This is a genomic window from Bradyrhizobium sp. 154, assembly GCF_023073875.1.
In the GTDB taxonomy this organism is placed as follows: Bacteria; Pseudomonadota; Alphaproteobacteria; order Rhizobiales; family Xanthobacteraceae; genus Bradyrhizobium.
On record NZ_JADPKG010000014.1, the window covers coordinates 1 to 16011 of the forward strand.

Consider the following 16011-nt stretch of genomic DNA (forward strand, 5'->3'; position numbering starts at 1 on the left):
CGCTGCCATTCTTCCATGGAGACGATCCGCGCCGCACTGGTGGGCAACAACCGACATGAACATGTCTTCGCCCTGACCCAATCGCTGGAACTCTACGACGTCTACCAGGCGAAGATGCTGGACTGCGATCGCAAGCTCGAAGTCTTGATCGCTGCGTTGGGCAACAGAGGGACAAAACCGGGCAGAAAGTTACCCAGGCCACGCATAAAGACCAAGCAGGTCAACACACCCACGTTCGATGTCAGGACCGCGCTGTATGGTGTGCTCGGCGTCGATCTGACCGAGATCCATGGGTTGGGTCCGTCGCTCGCCTTGAAGCTCATCGGCGAGTGCGGCACAGATCTGAGGGCATGGCCGAGCGCCAAGCACTTCACCTCCTGGCTCTGCCTCGCACCGGGCAACAAGATTTCCGGCGGCAAGGTGCTGTCTTCGCGTACGCGACGATCCTCCAGTCGGGCAGCCGCACTGTTGCGGTTGGCGGCCACAACGGTCGGTCGAAGTGATACAGCGCTGGGAGCATTCTATCGTCGGCTGTCCTCACGGGCGGGTAAGTCGAAGGCCGTAACGGCGACCGCCCGCAAGATTGCGGTTTTATTCTACAACACGCTCCGGCACGGCATGAGCTACAGCGATCCGGGTGCCAACCAATATGAGCAACAATATCGCAGCCGCGTCGTCGCCAACCTTCAGCGGAGGGCAAAATCGCTAGGCTTCCTGTTGCAGGCCATTCCGGGGGACGCCAATCCGGCTGTTTCTTAGGAAGGCCGCAGCCTTCTTCGCGAAGGAAGCGACATGAAGTTCGTCTTCATCGCGAAGCACCGGGCGATCTGGCCGGTGGCATGGCTATGCGATGCGCTGGGGGTGTCGCGGTCGGGCTTCCATGCCTGGCTGAATCGCTCGCCCAGCGCCAGATCCCGCAGCGACGAAGAGCTCGGCGGCAAGGTGAAGGCCAGCTTCATGGCGAGCGACCGCACCTATGGTGCGCGCCGGGTGTGGCGTGATCTGCTCGCCGATGGGGCGGACTGTGGCCTGCACCAAATCGAACGGCTGATGCGCCTGCAAGGCTTGCGGGCGCGGCCGCGACGCCGGCGCTTGCCGAAGGACAGCGGCGATCGACAGATCGAGACCGTGCCGGCGAACCTCCTTGACCGGCAGTTCGCCGCCGAGCGGCCGAACCAGAAGTGGATCGCCGACTTTACGTATCTCTGGACGGCCGAGGGCTGGCTCTACGTCGCAGCGGTGATCGACCTGTTCTCACGCCGGGTGGTGGGTTGGTCGATGAGCGCCGCCATGACAGCTCAGTTGGTAACCGATGCCCTGCTGATGGCCGTCTGGCGACGCGGCAAGCCGGACGCCCTGTTGCACCACTCCGACCAGGGCAGTCAGTACACCAGCGAGCAGTTCCAGCGTTTGATGGCCGACCACGGCATTCTCTGCAGCATGAGCCGTTCCGGCAACGTCTGGGACAACGCGGCGATGGAGAGCTTCTTCTCGTCGCTCAAGACCGAACGGACCGCCAACAAGATCTACCGAACCAGAGACGAGGCACGAGCCGATGTGTTCGACTATATCGAAAGATTTTATAACACGATCCGCAGACACTCGACCATCGGGTATCTCAGCCCGGTTGAGTTCGAGCGCAAGGTGGGATTAGCTTAACCTGGTGTCCATCAAACCCGCAGCAGCTCAAACTGCATGGTGCATCTTCAAAGACTCTCGGCGTCCTGGGATCGCCTGACGGGCTCGTTCTACCCGCCCAGTGGCTGCTAAGAGCGTTTGACAGGGAATTTGAGAGGATATTGCAGTCGCCGACCGGCATTGCGATGGCTCCTTACGACTGGAGGAATTGTGTTGTTGAATTCTGTTTGTAGCCAAGATGGCTGAGTGTTCCGTCGTCAGAGCTAGGATTGAGTTGCTGATCAGCGGTCTGAGCCAATCGTCCAGCGGCTCCGAGTCCACCTCCACGCGCCTGCGAAGGCGGAGGGTTAACAGGTACGTCTAGTGCTCGTGCAATAAGCAGCACGAGATATCTTGGCTGTTCCTCCTCTCAAGAACAAATGAACTCAATATGCCGCTTGGCAGCCACATGGTGTCGTCGCCTTTAACCGGCAGGCGCGATAGGTTTGGGGAAAGTGCAAATGCGCTTTAATGCATTCGACGTTGGGCTTCTTTCTGCCATCGTGGGTGTCTCAGTCATTAGGCGCCTATGCTCAATATGCCGCGACGTGCCTATTGCTGGCGGGCATCATGGGAGGTTTGATCATCAGCGGCAAGCGCGTCGCTCATGCAATTGATGACAGAATGACAGCGCTTTGGCGCAGAGCCGTCGCGCCAGCGCCTCGCGCACTCAATATTGCTCGAAGCTCAGCGTCAATAGACGTAACCTCAGCCTGAGGGGATTTCGTTCGGGATGGCGCCATTACATGTGTCCAGCGCTTCCGGTCGTTGCCATCGCTTATCTAGGAATCACCGTGGGCAACCGCCGTGTGTTCACAGCCGTGGATCAAGCTGGCCTTTTTTGCAAGCCGACGAAGAACCTCGAATCCGTCCCGGATGCAGGTGCGCTGGTCTCGTTTGAGACCTCCAATATTTGCTGTGCCACGGGCTACAAGGTCGCTCGTCTTGAGCGATACTATGTCTGGACCAATCCCGATCGGCAGCCTTGCCAGGCAGTACAAGGATTATGCGACCAGCAAGGACACCTGCAAAGTCACCGCGGCGACCACACCCTCGATTGTAGCGAACGGTGGCGTTGAGACGGACGCAAGAGGGTACTAGAACCTTTTACCATCACGGTGACGGCACCCAGCTCTCCTGGCGAGAGAACTGTTCACATCCTCATATTGCCACTTCGGCGCTACCTATTCCACTCTTGGTTCCAGCCGGTGGCGCGCTACGGGCTGCTCGGCAGCGAAGTGGACTTCCTTGAGCCTGCGCGGGCGGGCGCGTAAAGAACACGTCCGCTTACGTCAGGCCCAAGGTGACAGGGAGCTGTTCTCTTACGTGAACGATGCAGTCCTCGCCTCCCGCGACAGTATCAGTGGCTCTACAAGGACAATGCGGGATGCATCTCATTCTTCATCAAGCCGTCGAAGTCGCCTTTACGGACGGACGTGGGGACTTGGTGGGCTCCGTAATGGGAACTGGCCGCCCCTGGCGTAGCGACGATTGGCTGTCACCATGCGAACTATAACCTGAAGCTGCGGTGAACGAGGAAATTGCTCCCTTGAATGAGTCAGGTTCTTCTCTAGGCTTCAGGACGATCGCATTTAGGCGGCCCACGACGTCCGGAAAGCCAGCTCTCGATATCTATTCGCGAGAGCGTTTGGATCATCGACCTCGGCTTCTCGAACTGCAGGGCTTAGCTCATGTTCGAAGACGTCTATCTCTGGATCAAGGCGTTGCACGTGATCGCCGTCATCTCCTAGATGGCCGGCATGCTCTATCTGCCGCGGCTGTTCGTCTATCACTGCGAGGCCGAAATCGGCTCGAAGCAGTCCGAGACGTTCAAGGTCATGGAGCGCCGGCTGCTCAAGGTGTTGATACGCCTCGGAGAGCCGTAGCGCAGTACTCACCTCGAACCGCTTGAGGTGATCGAGACTCGTCGCGGCGGTGCTGGTCGGATGACGAGAAGCTGCGAATCGTCACCGGATGGTTGTGATAATGCTCTAGCCGCAGGGTTTTAAGCCTGACGTGGCGATCTGTGAGCGAACGGCTCGTTACGGCTCACGCAGCTTGCGCATCACCTTGGCTTTGAGGTCGGCGAGTCTGTCAAGTTCCGCAGGCTGCCAGAAAACCGCGGGATGAGTTTGCATCGCCACTTTCACCTTCGCCTTATCGCGCGGCTTGCGCGGACGCATAGGCAGGATAGGGGTGGCGTGATCTTGGCCAGCTCCTCGTTAGGTTGGCGAGCTCATAGCGACAGATGGCGATCACGCCGGATCTCAGAGTGTCCGATCGCCGTCGGCCCGCCGCCGATCGCCCGCCAAGCATTGACGTGCATCGCAATCCAGTCAGCCACCGCTTGCGACCAGCGCGCCGTGGCAAGCGTGCGGTTGGATGCTCCAGCAGGCGACGAAGACATGGGCCAGCCGCAGCGGGCCGGTCCCGGGCCTCGAACACCGGCACCTTGTGCCCGCGAAGCCGAAGAACAGCTTCTCTCCAGGCCCATGCGCCTGGCGCACACGGCGAGATCATCTCGCTCCACCCCGGTAGAGTTGCAGGATCGGCTATAGCCAGCCGCCGGGGTGTTCCGCGCGATATTCATCCATACTGTATATGCATTCCATCAAAACTATGCATTTTACAGCTCGTGGGGTCGCACATAAGACACGTTGAGGGCGGCTGGGGCCAATCTAAGGGAGCGACTCTCGAATGAAAAAATTGACTTTTGTAACTGCGAGCGTCGTGGCGCTTGCAACGGCGGTTCCCACTTTCGTCCCTGACGTTGCCGCGCAACCGGTCGACACCAAGGCGCCGGTAGCCAATACACACTACCCTCAATGCGATGAGATGCCCTTGGAAGGCTTCTGCGACCTGATTTTCTGTATAGCCGACCCCAATTGTACGGCGCCAGGATTTGAGGACTGATCAGCGTTTTCGAGAAGCGAGGCTCTGGTTCATCAGGCCTCGCCGTCACAGCGTCTGAGACAAATTGACGGTTTGGCCGATGAGGGATTTCTGGTTCATCCGCCAGAAGCATCGATGAAACAGAAATCCGGACCGGGCAAGTGCCACCAGAACGAGTACGAAAGGACATTCGGCGCCAGAACATGCCGGAATATCCGTCGGCAGAGAAGATGCTGTCGTCCAATAAGGACTGCAGGGCGACGAGGGTATCTTTAGAGCTCAGCCGGCCCCGGTATTGCCGCCTCAATGTACATGGCGGGTCCAAGGACTTCCTCGGGACCGATAGACATCGCCTGGCGGCGATACGGCGCGTGTGGCAACTTCTGGCGCGGTGAAGGATCTGCGTCGTGAGACGACGGCGCTGAAAGAAATGGTGGCCGACTTTTCGGAAAAGCGGTCGCTCAAAAACGTGAACGGGGATGGGGAGAACGAGGCATGAGATCTCCTGCGCCCCAGGAAGACCGAATCCTCTAGCTGGTGGAGCAATCGCATTTCTGGCCAGGCGGGACGGCTTGGTATCGCACGGGCCACATTCTCTCACCGGTATGAGTGTTACCGGGAGGGCGGCAGCGACGCGATGACAGATCATCGATCTCCGGAGCGGGTCTCTGCGAAGTCGAGGACCGGCTGTCAGATGCCGCTTTTAGAATGGACCCCGAGGACGGCCTCATCTGGTCTTCGGTCTCGGTGACCACGACATCATGGCGTTTACCGACTACGGCAGCGAGACCTGGTGGAGCTCATCAGGATACACAAGGACAACCTGAACTCCTCAAGCGGTGACCGCGGTGGATCCATGTCCGCCCCCCGGTGAGGTTTGCGGCAGTTGCGAAATTGATGTGAGCGGCTTGGACGGCAAGTACAAAGCTCGTGCGTGAGGAGTGTTATTTCTTTCTGCTACGTGAGGGTAAGGGCTTTCGACCCTTACGCAACGGCTTGGGAGCCGTCGCCCCTTTGGGCGGCTGAAGAAAGAATTCAGACAAATGAACCCCAAGCGTTTCCGCGATACGGTCGAGAAGATCGATCGTCGGGTTCTCCGATTGCTGCTCGATACCGCCCATATAGGAACGGTCGATCCTGGCATCGTATGCCAATCGCTCTTGCGAAACACCGCGATCTACGCGGATCCGGCGCACATTCCAGGCGACAAGCGCACGAGCTTTCATGCGCTAAAGCAGCCATTCCGACGGCCATCAAACCACTGGCTATAACCATACTATTGCGGTACGTTCGCCCAGAATGCAGATGAGCAGAGTCCGCGCGTAATCCGAATGAAGGAGCGGTACTGAATTCAGATGGCGCGCCGAATCAGCCTGTGCTGACGAGCTACGAAGAGCTGCGTCCCATTTCGGCCTCTTGATCCGAAAGGCTGGACGACAGTTCTGCTGATCGAGCGGAACGGACTGCGATCAAATGCATTCGGACGATGGTCGGAGCGAACAGATTGAAGGGAACGACGGCAGTCAGCGGTGTTAGGTATTCATTGACTTTGGAAAGAATGCTCCTGCAGGCCGCGACAATCGGCTCTCTACGAAAAGGTTCTGAATACGGCTACCGTCCCTAAAATCGAGGCTTCTCAATCTGTTAGGACTTTCAGGCCGTGCCGTCCGATCCCAAGATCGCAGATTTCGCGCCTAACGCGCCGCAGCTCACGCCCTATGACGAGCAACATGCCGTCACGTATATGCGTCTGCTGGATGCCGAGGCCGATAACGCTGATTGGCGAGAAGTTGCGCGCATTGTGCTTGGTATTGATGCCACCCTGGATCCGGATCGCGCCCGATGTACCTTTGAAAGCCATCTGGCTCGCGCCAAGTGGGCGGCACGTCATGGCTTTCGGCAGCTCCTACAGCGCGTTTGGCCGAAGAGTGAGGAATAAGTGCGTTCGAAACGGACGTCCCTTCTGGTGATGACCGATCGCAAAATTAGATCGTCATATCGCGCAAACTGCATCAATCGCGAAGACCTGCATTGGGGCAACCAGAAATAGTCACATTCGTCGGGCTGCAATTCCCTGCATGTGCGTTATCAACATACGGGGAAAGTGGTGCGATGCCAGGTGCTGACTGGAGATCAGAGAAGGCCTATCCCGATGCCAACAAAGCAGGGGCCGCGGACATAGCTTGGGAGTGGCTACGCCGCAACGGCGAGTACCAACGAGACTATTTGGCTCTCGCCATGAGCGAACGATCCGACGCGATGCCGAACCATTTCCGGCAGCAGTGGGGACTGTCTTTTCGCAGCTGATCCGCAAAAGACGTTCGACCAACAAGCCATTTTCTGGGCGCCCGAGGTGCTCGCGACCGTGCTGCCCTTGCGCGCGGCTGTCCGCTCGGTAGCGTCGTACGATCTGGATTTCAGAAAATTGGCGGGTAGCGAGCTTCGCCATGCGCCGGATGGATGGCATGCCATCGTGGCGCTCGGAGGAGCAAAGCATCGCCTGTGGCTAACAGAACTTCCACCGAGCGGCTCCTCGCTTGCCGTCGACCTGCCGTTCGACGGCAGTTTCGAGGTTCGTTTGTGGGCAGCACATCGTTTTTGGCTGGCGCTCGAACGGCGCCCCATCGGACCACCGCCTCTGACGCTGCCAATCTTGACCCGCCGTCGGCTCATCCTCGCCTTGCGTGCGGTCGATGGGTCGTTGGAGGGACACAGCTATCGCGAAATCGCGCAAGGCTTGTTCGGCAAGCATCGCATTCCCGATCGCGGCTGGAAAACGCACGATCTGCGCAGCCGGACCATTCGCCTGGTCAAGACCGGGCTGCTTCTGGTGCGAGGCGGCTATCGCGCCTTGCTCCGTCGCAAGCGCAAGCGTAAAGGCGAGGGCGACCCGTCCTGAGCTTTGGCTGATCGGCTAGCCCTTATCTTACAAAAAACATCGTAGTCGGCCGGTTTGAACGCGTTTTGGCAGGGCGCGGGTAACGTCTTCACTTGCAGGCTGGCCGCGGTGCTCGCAAAATGACGAGCTCGCCGGCAATCGGAACAGTCAGCATGTGCAAATGGACACGCTAAGAAAGATTGATCAAACGTCTGCCATCACCCAAATACGCGATTAGGCGGCTTCCGGAATCGCGGCCTTCTTACAGAGCCGCGCCACCCATCGGCAAAAGGCGCGAGCGACTTCGAGATTGTCACTTCGGTCCACCGCATAGGCCCGATATTGCATGCCGCTTGAAGTACGCGATCCCGGTATGACATGGAGCGCCCCTGTACGCACGAGATCGCTGACAATGATTTCCGGCGCCACCAGGAGGCATTTCCCGGTTATGACAGCCGGCAAAGCAAGGTAATTATGATCGTATCGCGCCCCCGACTTGATGTCATTCGCGGTCAGGTTCATGGCTCTGAGCCAGGTGGGCAGTATGTCGGGCCTCGATGTGATATTCAGAATCGGCATTGAGCGGGCAGTGAAGAGCGTTTTTCCCACGACGTGATTTGGAGCGCCTACGCATACGAGCATCTCATTGTAGATCGCCCAATCGTCGGCCGGTTCAGCGACACAAAGATCGCGAGTAAGCAGGATGTCGAAATTGTCGGAGGATCTCGGTGGAGACAATGAACTGATCACGTCGACGACGACGCCGCCCATCTCGGCAGAGAACGCCTGGAGATTGGGTATCAGGAAGGAGTAGGCGAAGGTGGAAAGAGAGGTGTGGACTACGATTCGATTGGCGTCCGTTCGGTTCCTCCGCCGCATTCTCTTCGCGGTGAAACACACAGTATCAAGCGGTTCGGCCACGGCGTTCGCAAAGAGCCTTCCAAATTCTGTCAATTCACTGCGTCGGCCCCGCCGTTGAACGAGATCCGTGCCAAAGTAGTCTTGCAACACAGCCAAATAGCGGCTGACCGAGCTCTGTGTCGTTCCCAATGTGCTCGCCGCACGCGTGACGCTTCCCTCGCGCGCAATGGTCACAAAGACCCGGATAGCATTGAGGGGCACTTCATTGTGTTCGGCAGCCATTTTCTGCTCCGGTAGCTTCTGGGCTCTCGCTGATTGTCACGGCGGGCCATTGCCAGAAGCTCCATCACATTATTCGATGTCTATAGCCGGATTGCCGCTTATAAGTGATATCTCGCGCACAAAATCTGCCTTCTCGATGTATCGTGCGATCTGGCTCGGCGACTTCGATTGCTGTCGACGGCTTTCTAGGAGGTGATCTCCAGGTGCCGGCAAGGGGGATGACTGCTGATATCGCGATCGACATCGAGGGCCGTCGAGATGACAGGCCCGAGACTTCTTAGGTGCGTTCAGGATTGCGTGCGAATCAGAGCTCGCTGCTGAGTGCCGTCTCAAAATCTCGCTGGCAGGCATCGGTTCAGCGTTTAGCGAAGGAAGCGAGCTTCAGCCGCCTTGGCCTCTTCCATCTTCTGGATTCTGAAGATCTCATCCACCGGCAGAATATCCTTGTGGACATTCTGGACGCCACCATCCGCGATGATCCGGCGGAAGGTCTCCTGCATGGCGGTTGCAGCAGCACGAATGCCGTAATTCCCATAAATCATCATGCGGATGTTGCCGAGCATTTTAACCCGTTTGGCATCGAGGTCAGGGTAGGCGTTCGGCACGATGACCAGCGGCACCGTTCCGGTCCAGGCGCGCGCAAAGCTTTCGATCTCGCAAGGAGTCTTGCTTTTCGAATGGATCAGGATCATGTCCGCGCCAGCCTCTACATAGGCGTGTGCCCGATGCAGTGCCTCCAATTCGCCGAGGCCGGCGATCAAGGCTTCCGTGCGGGCGATGACGAGGAAATCCGGATCTGATCTTGCCGAGATGGCTGCCTCGATCTTTCCCTGGAATTCTTCAATGCGCAACAGGTCTTGGCGGCCCTCGGCAGCAAGGCTCGTTACTTTTGGAAAGGTCTTGTCCTCGATGACAACGGAACTGGCGCCGGCCCGCTCATATTCCGTGATAGCGTGAATGACGTTAATCGCATTGCCATAGCCTGTATCAATGTCCGCGACGATCGCAAGCCTCGTGCGCCCGGCGATCGCCCGCAGCATGTCGAGATGCTGTGTCATTGAGATCAGGCTCATATCCGGCAGCCCATAAAGCGCAGATAGCTCGAAGCCGGACGCCCACACTCCGTCGAATCCGGCTTCTTCAGCGAGCATCGCTGAGAATGGGCTGTGGGCGGCCATGATATGGAGAAGGCCAGTCTCGGCCAAGCGGGCCCGGAGGCGTTTGGCAGAGGACATCGGAGAATCCTTTTAGGACAGGCTCGCGCAGGCGGCGATGATCCGGTCGCAGGCGCGCGTGAGGTCCTCGAGCGAGGAAGCATAGGAGATGCGGATATAGGGCGAAGCCATGAAGCCGCTGCCAGGCACGACAGCCATGGCAAAAGCGTCGAGCAGATACATGGCAAAATCACTGTCGGTCTCGATCATCTTGCCGTCGGGCGTGCGCTTGCCAATGACACCCGCGCAGGAAGGGAAAACATAAAAGGCACCATCCGGCACACGGCAAGCAAGCCCCTTGGCCTGGTTCAGCTTGGCGATAACAAGATCGCGTCGCTGCATAAACGCGCGCGCGAACTCTGTGATATCGTCCCGTCTCCCTGACAGCGCCTCCAGCGCGGCATATTGGGAAACCGAGCTGGTGTGCGAAGAGGTCTGGCCCTGGATGAGGTTCATGGCCTTGATCAGCGCCAAAGGCCCGGCGCCGTAGCCGACGCGCCAGCCGGTCATCGCGTCTGCCTTGGACACCCCGTTGACCGTTAAGGTACGCTCGCACAGGTCCGGCGCGATTGCGGCCATTGTTGCAAAGTCGGCGTGATAGGTGAATTTTTCATAGATGTCGTCGGATAGCACATGCACATGGACATGCCGGCGCAACACCGCAGCGAGCGCGAGCAAATCACTTCGGCTGTAGACCGCACCGGTCGGATTGCATGGCGAATTCAACATCAACCATTTCGTGCGCGGCGTGATCACCTGGTCCAGTGCCTCGGGGCGCAGCTTGAAGCCATCGCGTTCACTGCAGGCGACGAGCACCGGCTTGCCGCCGGCCAGGGCCACCATGTCGGGGTAGGAGACGCAGCATGGCGTCGGGATCACAACCTCGTCGCCAGCGTCGAGGCTGGCAAATAGTGCGTTGAACACAACCTGCATGGCGCCGCAGCCCACCGTGATCTGGTCGATACCGTAGTTGAGGCCATGATCGCGACGGAGGCTCTCGCCAATTGCTGCCCGCAATTGCTTGATTCCGGCGACCGCCGTGTACTTCGTCTGCCCGGCACGGATGGCCCGGATGCCAGCTGTCACAGATGACGCACAGCGTATCGAAATCCGGCTCGCCTTGGCTAAGCGTGATCATATCGGTTCCCTGATCTCGCAGCTCGGCGGCGCGAGCCGTCATGACCTTGGTTTGAGAGGGACTGACGACCTTGAGCCGTTCTGAAACGAGAGACAAGACACGATACCCTACGCGTTCGAATGACCGATTGGGGATCTATCCGAACTCGAACGGCCAGACGAGCCAGGTGATCGCGGCTTTGGATATAATCATCGAAGATTACGATAATTGTATCGCTTCTTCGTGCGGCTCTGTTGGCGCTCGCATGAGGCCTTTGCGTCTCAGCTCCTCCTCATCATCGGCCTGCCGATCATCGGATAATTGCAAGCACACATCGACTTATTCGATGTGTGTCATTCTGGCGTAGCAGTTCAGGCTTTTAAGCTCGCGCACAATCGCGAAATTGAGCAACACAAGGGCTCGATTTCGGGGATCGAGACTTTGTGCCGGTCGAACAATTCGCGGGCTGGCATTCGCATCAATGGACGTGGAAGCGGAGGCGGTGATGACCCGTATCGATCTGACGCGACGGCAAGCCATCGCAGGTAGCCTTGCCGCGAGCGTGGTAGCCAGCACAGGCGCCGGCGCTGTGGAGAGTGAGCCTAAGACATTGCCGCGTCGCCGCCTCAAAGTCGGCATGTCCGGATTTCCGCGATCGTTCGACCCGGTTATCGCGACCGATACTGCCATTCGTCGGGTCGTGCCGCAGCTTTTTGATACGCTGATCAGAGTAGACCATGCTCACGACATGACGCTACGGCCGGGCTTGGCCGAGCGTTGGGAGCGGATCAACGCGCAGTCGTTGCGGCTGTTCTTGCGCAAGGAAGTCGTTTTCCACGATGGGGCGCCTTTGACGGCTGAAGATGTTGCCTTTAGCCTTGGTCCTGACCATCTGCTGGGACTTGGACGCAGCGGCATGTCCGAGGCGCTTCAGTCGCTTGATCGGCTCGAGAAGGTCGAAATCGTCGATCCTTACACCGTCGTGGTGCATGCAAAGGGTAGCGACGCCCTCCTCGAGCAGCGTCTGGCTGCTTGGGGATCTGAGATCGTGAGCCAGCGCGCCTTTTTGGCGGCGGGCTCGTGGGAGCGCTGGACCACTGCCCCTGTCGGAAGCGGTCCCTATAAGCTCGTCGATCACAAGCTTGATATTCGTGTCTCATTGAGCGCCCACGATGCGTATTGGGGCGGGCGGCCGCCATTCGATGGCATCGAATACCGTATCATTCCCGAGCTTTCCGCGCGCGTGAACGGCCTGCTCGCCAGCGAGCTCGACATTGCCACTGACATTCCGCCGGATCAGTTCGCGGGCATCCAGAAGCGTGCTGATCTCGAGGTCGTGGGTGGTGCCGTGCAGAATATCCGCTCGCTCGCCCTCGATCAGACTGATCCCATTCTGAAGGATGCGCGTGTTCGCCGTGCGATGAGCCTTGCGCTTGACCGCAAGCTGATCGTGCAAAGCTTGTGGGAGAACCGGGTCCCGATTCCGAACGGCTACCAGCTGCCGAGCTACGGCGAAGGCTACATCCACGAATTCCCCTCGCTTGCCTGCGATCCCGGCAAAGCCAAAGAGTTGCTGGCTGATGCGGGCTACAAAGGAGAGCAGATCACCTATCGTCTGCTCAACAATTACTACCCCAATCAGGTCTCTGGCGCGCAAACGATGATCGAGATGTGGCGCGCGGTTGGCCTGAACGTCAAAATCCAGATGATGGAAAACTTCGCGCAAGTTCAGCGCCAGCCGGTCCGTGCCATCTTCGATACGTCGAATACGGCGCTGTTCCTCGATCATCTCGGCCATCCCTGGCGTGAATTCGGACCCAGCGGCACTCTGCCAAGGTCGATCGGAGTCTGGAGGAACGAGGAATATTTTGCGCTCGGCGCCAAGCTCCTGGACACCGTGCAAAGCGAACAGCGCCGGCCGATCATCCGTCGCATGCTCGAGATCATCAACGAGGTCGATCCCCCTTGCGTGATCCTGCACGTCTCAGGCCAGTTCTATGGCAAGCGCCGCGATGTCCTATGGCTGCCGGGACTGACGCTCGACCTCAATTTCGGCCGATTCAACAGAGCTCTGATCCGGACAGAATCGCGATGACGCATACCTTGAATCGGATTAAAGCGGATGCGGCCAATATGATGGACGAGCAGGGGCCTCGCATGGAGGCGCTTCTTCATATCGCAGGTTTACGTGTCGCGTTCGACGGTGTGCCGACCCTGCGCGGAATCAATCTCACGCTCGCGCGCGGCGAGTCGCTGGGCATGGTCGGTGAAAGCGGTTGCGGCAAATCGGTGACATGGCTTGCTGCGCTTGGACTGTTGACGCGGCGCGCTAAAGTAACGGGCAGCGTACGCTTGGCCGGAGAGGAGCTGCTCCATGCACCAGCATCTCGCCTGGACAAGATGCGAGGTGGGCAGATCGCCATGATTTTCCAGGACCCGGCGAGCGCGCTTAATCCTGTGCACAGGGTGGGCGATCAGATCATAGAATCCTTGCGGCTCCATCGTGACATGGATCACCGCACGGCCCTGGCCGAAGCGCGACGTCTGCTCGACCAGGTCGGCATACCCGATGCAGTGCGCCGGCTTGGCGCCTATCCGCACGAACTCTCCGGTGGGCAGAACCAGCGCGTCATGATCGCCATGGCGCTTGCAGGACAGCCCGATATCTTGATCGCTGATGAGCCTACCACCGCCCTGGATGTCACAATTCAAGCGCAGATCCTTGAGCTTCTGCGGCAAATCCAGCGCGAGACGGGCATGGCGCTGGTCTTGATCTCGCACGATCTCGGTGTCGTCAGCGAGATCTGTGAACGTGTCATGGTGCTTTACGGGGGGCACATCGTCGAAGAATTGCCCGTCGACCGTCTCTTGAACCAACCTGCTCACCCTTATACGAAAGGTCTTCTTGCGGCTCTTCCAAGCCTGGACGGGCCGCGGCAACGCCTCTTCGCCATTCCCGGTGTCGTGCCAAACGCAGCCGCGTTTCCGCCAGGCTGTCCTTTCGCCCCTCGATGCGATCGGCGGATCGGACGCTGTCGTGAATGGGCGATTGAGCTCGCCTCGCTGGATGGCGACATCAGACACAGGGCTGCCTGCTTGCATGTCACGAGCGAACGGCCCGCGGGCGAGGTCGTGGCTGCATGACCGGGGCTGCTCCGTCGATCCTCCAAGCAGACGGGCTTGTCCGAAATTATCCATTGCGGCAGGGCCTTTTCCAACCTCCAGCGGTGGTCCACGCGGTCAATGGGCTCTCTCTGCAGCTGGCTCCCGGCGAAACTCTCGGACTGGTTGGCGAATCCGGCTGCGGTAAGTCGACTGCGGGCCGGCTCCTGATCGGCCTGGACCGGCCGGATGCCGGCAAGGTGACCTTCGGCGGAGAAGCTTTGCCCGCTATTGGCGATAGTCGATGGCGCCGGCTCAGGATGCGAATCCAAATGGTGTTCCAGGATCCGCTGGCTGCGCTCGATCCGCGCCTGACGATCGGCGCGCAAATGGCCGAGCCGCTCGAAATTCATCGGCTTGGCAGCAAGTCTGAACGAGAGGAGCGGGTCAATGCGCTTCTTACAGATGTGGAGCTCAGGACCGACCACCTCGGGCGCTTTCCGCACGAGCTTTCAGGCGGCCAGCGCCAGCGTGCCGTCCTGGCTCGTGCGCTGGCCACCGATCCGGATCTCCTTGTCTGCGACGAGCCAGTATCGGCACTCGACGTCTCGATCCAGGCGCAAGTGATCAATCTTCTGCGGGACCTGCAGGAGCGGCGGCGCATGGCGATGATCTTCATCAGCCATGATTTGCGAGTGGTCCGGCTGATCAGCAATCGGATTGCTGTGATGTATCTCGGCAGCATCGTCGAGGAAGGATCGTCTGAGGCGGTTCTTCTGAATCCTTTGCATCCTTATTCGCGGGCGCTTGTTTCCGCGGTGCCGAGGCCAGGACGACATCGCTCTCGCACCATCCTTCAAGGAGATCCGCCCAATCCGGCTGCGCGACCGGACGGCTGTGCATTTCATCCCCGCTGCCCGGTCGCTCTTCCGCTTTGCGCGCGGCTCGCTCCAGAGCTCAGATACGCTCCTGACAGGCGGCGCGTCGCCTGCCATCTGATCGGCGATCATGGTGCCGAACTCGACAAGGAGACATGATGGCTCGTTTTGTTCTGGTCCGCTTGGCGCGCGCGTTCCTGACCATCGCAATTGTGGTTACATTCGCATTCGTGGTGCTGCGCGCCTCTGGCGATCCCGCCCTGGCGTTGTTGTCGCCGGAAACGCCGGCGGAAGCGGTCGAGGCCTTCCGAAAGGCCTGGGGGCTCGATGCGCCACTCTGGGTGCAGTACGTCAGATACCTCTTTGCCGTTGTTCATGGAGATCTTGGCCAATCGATGCGTGACGGACGTGCCGCGATCACCGTCGTTGCCGAGCGCATTCCTATCACGCTGATGCTGACTGCGCCGGCGCTGATCCTCAAGCTGATGATCGGCATTCCGGCCGGCGTCTACGCGGCCCTCAAGCGGGATAGTCTGGCGGATCGCTTGGTGATGATGGTCGCCGTCATCGGCTTCACCGTGCCATCTTTCGTGCTTGGCCTCCTGTTCATACTCGCTTTCGCAGTCGAGCTCCCCTGGTTCCCCTCGGGCGGCGCCGGCACTTGGCACCATGTGATGCTGCCGGTCATCACGCTCGGTCTGGGCGGCGCGGCCGTTCTGGCCCGCTTCAGCCGCAGCGCCATGCTCGAGGTGCTTGGACAGCCCTATATTCGTGCGGCCAGCGCCAAGGGCGTGCCTTGGGCCAGGGTCGTGACCGGTCACGCTCTGCCCAACGCCGCGATAGCGGTGCTGACCATCGTCGGCTTCATGGTCGGCAATCTCATCGCGGGAACGGTGCTGGTTGAAAGCGTGTATTCGTGGCCAGGCATTGGCAGTCTGCTGGTCGTGTCAGTCGCCAGTCGCGATTTGGCTGTCGTCCAGTGCATCCTGCTCGTCGTGGCCGCCGCCATGATCACCACCAATCTTACGATCGATCTGCTCTATGGCATGCTCGATCCACGTTTGCGCCAGTTGCACTCTGGGAGGCGATAATTGAGCATTTTCGCAGACC

At 59.2% G+C, this 16011-nt stretch carries 10 protein-coding genes and 3 pseudogenes; 9 read left to right on the forward strand and 4 right to left on the reverse strand.

Translation table 11 applies throughout. The annotated features are described in order from the left end of the window. The 3 genes and pseudogenes from IVA92_RS00780 to IVA92_RS00790 form a co-directional block, all read left to right on the forward strand. On the forward strand, positions 1–759 hold a 759-nt coding region (locus IVA92_RS00780), incomplete at its 5' end, for a transposase (RefSeq protein WP_247281268.1). Continuing rightward, positions 760–1659, forward strand: a pseudogene (locus IVA92_RS00785) (IS3 family transposase); the annotation flags it as partial. It lies immediately after the preceding gene. Between the two features lie 1709 nt (positions 1660–3368). Beyond that, positions 3369–3545, forward strand: a pseudogene (locus IVA92_RS00790) (CopD family protein); the annotation flags it as partial. A 1968-nt stretch (positions 3546–5513) separates the two neighbouring features. On the opposite strand, the gene IVA92_RS00795 reads toward IVA92_RS00790, so the two are convergent. Next, positions 5514–5795 (reverse strand): helix-turn-helix transcriptional regulator, encoded by a 282-nt coding sequence (locus IVA92_RS00795; protein ID WP_247281269.1) that lies wholly within the window; start codon positions 5793–5795, stop codon positions 5514–5516. A 434-nt stretch (positions 5796–6229) separates the two neighbouring features. Between IVA92_RS00795 and IVA92_RS00800 the strand changes: the two genes are divergently transcribed. Both IVA92_RS00800 and IVA92_RS00805 read left to right on the forward strand, forming a co-directional pair. Continuing rightward, positions 6230–6508: a DUF2285 domain-containing protein gene (locus IVA92_RS00800; protein WP_247281270.1), complete on the forward strand. Its 279-nt coding sequence runs from the start codon at positions 6230–6232 to the stop codon at positions 6506–6508. 414 nt (positions 6509–6922) lie between these two features. Beyond that, the gene (locus IVA92_RS00805) at positions 6923–7468 is read left to right on the forward strand and encodes a DUF2285 domain-containing protein (RefSeq protein WP_247281271.1); all 546 of its coding nucleotides are present in this window, start codon (positions 6923–6925) and stop codon (positions 7466–7468) included. Positions 7469–7681: 213 nt separating this feature from the next. On the opposite strand, the gene IVA92_RS00810 is transcribed toward IVA92_RS00805, so the two are convergent. The 3 genes and pseudogenes from IVA92_RS00810 to IVA92_RS00820 form a co-directional block, all read right to left on the reverse strand. Continuing rightward, a complete protein-coding gene (locus IVA92_RS00810; protein ID WP_247281272.1) occupies positions 7682–8590 on the reverse strand; it encodes a LysR family transcriptional regulator in 909 nt (302 codons plus the stop codon). A gap of 362 nt (positions 8591–8952) precedes the next feature. Continuing rightward, positions 8953–9825 carry an isocitrate lyase/phosphoenolpyruvate mutase family protein gene (locus IVA92_RS00815; protein ID WP_247281273.1) on the reverse strand — a complete coding sequence of 291 codons (873 nt, stop codon included), beginning with the start codon at positions 9823–9825 and terminating at the stop codon, positions 8953–8955. Between the two features lie 12 nt (positions 9826–9837). Continuing rightward, positions 9838–11038: pseudogene (locus tag IVA92_RS00820) on the reverse strand (pyridoxal phosphate-dependent aminotransferase). Between the two features lie 388 nt (positions 11039–11426). On the opposite strand from IVA92_RS00820, the gene IVA92_RS00825 reads away from it, so the two are divergent. From IVA92_RS00825 to IVA92_RS00840, 4 genes are all read left to right on the forward strand, one after another. Further along, positions 11427–13016: an ABC transporter substrate-binding protein gene (locus tag IVA92_RS00825; RefSeq protein ID WP_247281274.1), complete on the forward strand. Its 1590-nt coding sequence runs from the start codon at positions 11427–11429 to the stop codon at positions 13014–13016. A gap of 62 nt (positions 13017–13078) precedes the next feature. Beyond that, positions 13079–14065, forward strand: coding sequence for an ABC transporter ATP-binding protein (locus tag IVA92_RS00830; RefSeq protein WP_247281331.1), 987 nt, complete (start codon positions 13079–13081; stop codon positions 14063–14065). Next, entirely contained in the window at positions 14062–15060 is a 999-nt protein-coding gene (locus IVA92_RS00835; RefSeq protein ID WP_247281275.1) for an oligopeptide/dipeptide ABC transporter ATP-binding protein, read from the forward strand. Before IVA92_RS00830 ends, IVA92_RS00835 begins: the two co-directional genes overlap by 4 nt. Next, on the forward strand, positions 15060–15992 hold the full coding sequence (locus IVA92_RS00840; protein ID WP_247281332.1) for an ABC transporter permease: 933 nt from the start codon (positions 15060–15062) through the stop codon (positions 15990–15992). Before IVA92_RS00835 ends, IVA92_RS00840 begins: the two co-directional genes overlap by 1 nt. Positions 15993–16011: the final 19 nt, after the last annotated feature.

Bases quoted from the DNA above. Each gene is read 5' to 3' on its own strand.
- IVA92_RS00795 (WP_247281269.1), bottom strand. From the start codon at position 5,795: ATGAAAGCTCGTGCGCTTGTCGCCTGGAATGTGCGCCGGATCCGCGTA.
- IVA92_RS00810 (WP_247281272.1), bottom strand. From the start codon at position 8,590: ATGGCTGCCGAACACAATGAAGTGCCCCTCAATGCTATCCGGGTCTTT.
- IVA92_RS00815 (WP_247281273.1), bottom strand. From the start codon at position 9,825: ATGTCCTCTGCCAAACGCCTCCGGGCCCGCTTGGCCGAGACTGGCCTT.
- IVA92_RS00840 (WP_247281332.1), top strand. From the start codon at position 15,060: ATGGCTCGTTTTGTTCTGGTCCGCTTGGCGCGCGCGTTCCTGACCATC.
- IVA92_RS00825 (WP_247281274.1), top strand. From the start codon at position 11,427: ATGACCCGTATCGATCTGACGCGACGGCAAGCCATCGCAGGTAGCCTT.
- IVA92_RS00835 (WP_247281275.1), top strand. From the start codon at position 14,062: ATGACCGGGGCTGCTCCGTCGATCCTCCAAGCAGACGGGCTTGTCCGA.
- IVA92_RS00830 (WP_247281331.1), top strand. From the start codon at position 13,079: ATGGAGGCGCTTCTTCATATCGCAGGTTTACGTGTCGCGTTCGACGGT.